At 75.7% G+C, this 2499-nt stretch carries 2 protein-coding genes and 1 pseudogene; 2 read left to right on the top strand and 1 reads right to left on the bottom strand.

The genetic code is table 11. The annotated features are described in order from the left end of the window. Nucleotides 1–127 (top strand): annotated as a pseudogene (locus ACWGH4_RS34060) (DUF2191 domain-containing protein); the annotation flags it as partial. 16 nt (nucleotides 128–143) lie between these two features. On the opposite strand, the gene ACWGH4_RS34065 reads toward ACWGH4_RS34060, so the two are convergent. Then, nucleotides 144–638 (bottom strand): NUDIX domain-containing protein, encoded by a 495-nt coding sequence (locus ACWGH4_RS34065; protein WP_453467660.1) that lies wholly within the window; start codon nucleotides 636–638, stop codon nucleotides 144–146. A 108-nt stretch (nucleotides 639–746) separates the two neighbouring features. Between ACWGH4_RS34065 and ACWGH4_RS34070 the strand changes: the two genes are divergently transcribed. Beyond that, on the top strand, nucleotides 747–1880 hold the full coding sequence (locus ACWGH4_RS34070) for a glycerate kinase (protein WP_453467662.1): 1134 nt from the start codon (nucleotides 747–749) through the stop codon (nucleotides 1878–1880). Nucleotides 1881–2499: the final 619 nt, after the last annotated feature.

Genomic DNA, 2499 nt, shown 5'->3' on the forward strand with positions numbered 1-2499 from the left:
GCAGGACGCCGTCGAACTGGTCGTGCGCGACTACATCGCGCGGGGCCACCGCACGGAGGCGCGGGTGGCCGCGCGCGACGAGCCCCAGGGCAAGCGCGACGTCCAGCCGCCGGATCCCCAGGCGTGACCTGCGGGGCGACCGGTCAGGACACGGGCGGCAGCCCGTTCACCAGCTCGACCGTCCCGGTCCCCGCCTCCAGCGCGTCGAGGGCGGCCCGGACCCGGTGCCCGAGCGAACCGAGCAGATACCGGGGAAGGTCATCCCTGGCCACCAGCCGCCAGGAGACCAGTTCCTCCTCCTGGAGCCGGATCGTCTTGAGACGTTCCTCCGTGAGCACACCGCCGTCGTACACGTACGCGGTGATCGGCGGCCGGCCCTCGCCCGGCACCCAGTCGACCACGAGCAGCGCTCCCGGCTCGACGTCGAGCCCGATCTCCTCCGCCGTCTCCCGCCGGGCGGCCTCGCGCGGGGTCTCGCCCCGATCGGACTCGATGGTGCCGCCCGGGAGCGTCCAGCCCTCGCGGTAATTGGGCTCCACCAGCAGCACGAGGCCCTCGTCGTTCCGCAGCAGCATGGCGGCCCCGGCGAGGACGCGGGGCAGGGAAGCGATGTACGCGGCGTAGTCGGAGGTGGTCACGGCACGCAGCGTAGGACACACGGCGTACAAGCGGGACTGGCATGCCCTCCGGTGCTGCCGATAAGGTCGGGGCGGCGCGACTGCCTGTTCGATAGCAAGGGATACAAGGTGACGGACGGAGCAGTTACTCAGCCCGCGCGGGTGCTCGTCGCGGCTGACAAGTTCAAGGGCTCGCTCACGGCCGTACAGGTCGCGGAGCGGGTGACGGCCGGCCTGCGGCGGGTCCTGCCCGGGCTGGAGGTCGAGGCCCTGCCCGTCGCCGACGGCGGCGACGGCACGGTCGCGGCGGCGGTCGCCGCGGGCTTCGAACGCCGCGAGGTGCGGGTCACGGGGCCACGCGGGGAGTCACTGACGGCGGCGTACGCCCTCCGGGACGGCACCGCGGTGGTCGAGATGGCCGAGGCCTCCGGCCTCCAGCACCTGCCGGCCGGCGTCTTCGCACCGCTGACCGCCACGACTTACGGTTCCGGGGAACTCCTGCTCGCCGCGCTCGACGCGGGCGCGCGCACGATCGTCTTCGGTGTCGGCGGCAGCGCCACCACCGACGGGGGCGCGGGAATGCTCGCCGCGCTCGGCGCGCGCTTCCTCGACGCCTCCGGAGCGTCGGTGCCACCCGGCGGGGGAGGCCTGCGGGAGCTGGCGACGGCCGACCTGTCGGGGCTCGACGCCCGCCTCAAGGACGTCGACCTGATCCTCGCCAGCGACGTCGACAACCCGCTGACGGGCCCGAAGGGCGCGCCGGCGGTGTACGGGCCCCAGAAGGGCGCCACGCCGGACGACGTGGCCCTCCTCGACGAGGCCCTCGCGCACTACGCGTCGGTCCTCGGCCCCGAACACGCGGACTCGCCCGGCGCGGGCGCGGCGGGTGGCATCGGCTACGGCGCGCTCGTCGCGCTCGGCGCGAGCTTCCGGCCCGGCATCGAGGTCATGCTCGACGTCCTCGGTTTCGCCCCCGCGCTGGAGAGGGCGACCCTCGTCATCACCGGCGAGGGCTCCCTCGACGAGCAGACCCTCCACGGCAAGGCCCCGGCGGGCGTCGCGGCGGCGGCCCGCGCCCGCGGCATCGAGGTCGTCGCGGTCTGCGGCCGCCTGGCCCTCCCCCCGGAGGCCCTGGGCCACGCGGGCATCCGCCGCGCGTACGCCTTGTCGGCGCTCGAACCGGACCCGGCGAAGTCCATGTCCCAGGCGGGCCCCCTCCTGGAACGCGTGGCGGAGTCGATCGCACGCGACTTCCTGACCTGACCGCGCCCCTTCCAGGCCCCGGCCCCCACGGGGGCTGACGCCCTCTCCCCCTCCCGGGCAGGGGGACTGCTGGTGGGTACTGGCGCCCCCACACCCCCGGGGCGGCAGCTTCGCGCCGCGTGAGGCCTCTGCGGCCCCCGCTGCGCACTGCCCGGGACGATCACCTCCCGACGGCGCCCGGGCCGGAACGGACACCGATCAGGATGGGGCCCGGCCCCCGGAGGGTCGACCCTGAGCCCCCGGGAAAGGGGAGGTTTTGTGGGGGCCGGCGCCCCCACATCCCCGGGACGACAGCTTCGCGCCGCGTGCGCACGGCCTGGGACGTCCTGGCAGCGCCGGGCCGGCCCCGGTCGGGATGCGGGCCCAGCCCCCACGGGGCTCTCCTTTCCCAGGGAGGGGGAGGGTTGGGGTGGGCTGACGCCCAACACCCCCCAGGCCGGCAGCTTCGCGCCGCGTGAGGCCCTGCGGCCCCGGCTGCGCCCTGCCCGGGACGATCACGCCCCGGCGCAACGGGCCGGGACGGACCCCGGTCGGGATGAGGGCCCGGTCCCCCACGGGGCCCGGCTCCCCACGAGGGCTGGCGCCCCAGCACCCTCCCCGGGCGGAGAGAGTTTTGTGG

Source organism: Streptomyces sp. NPDC054847 (genome assembly GCF_053610925.1).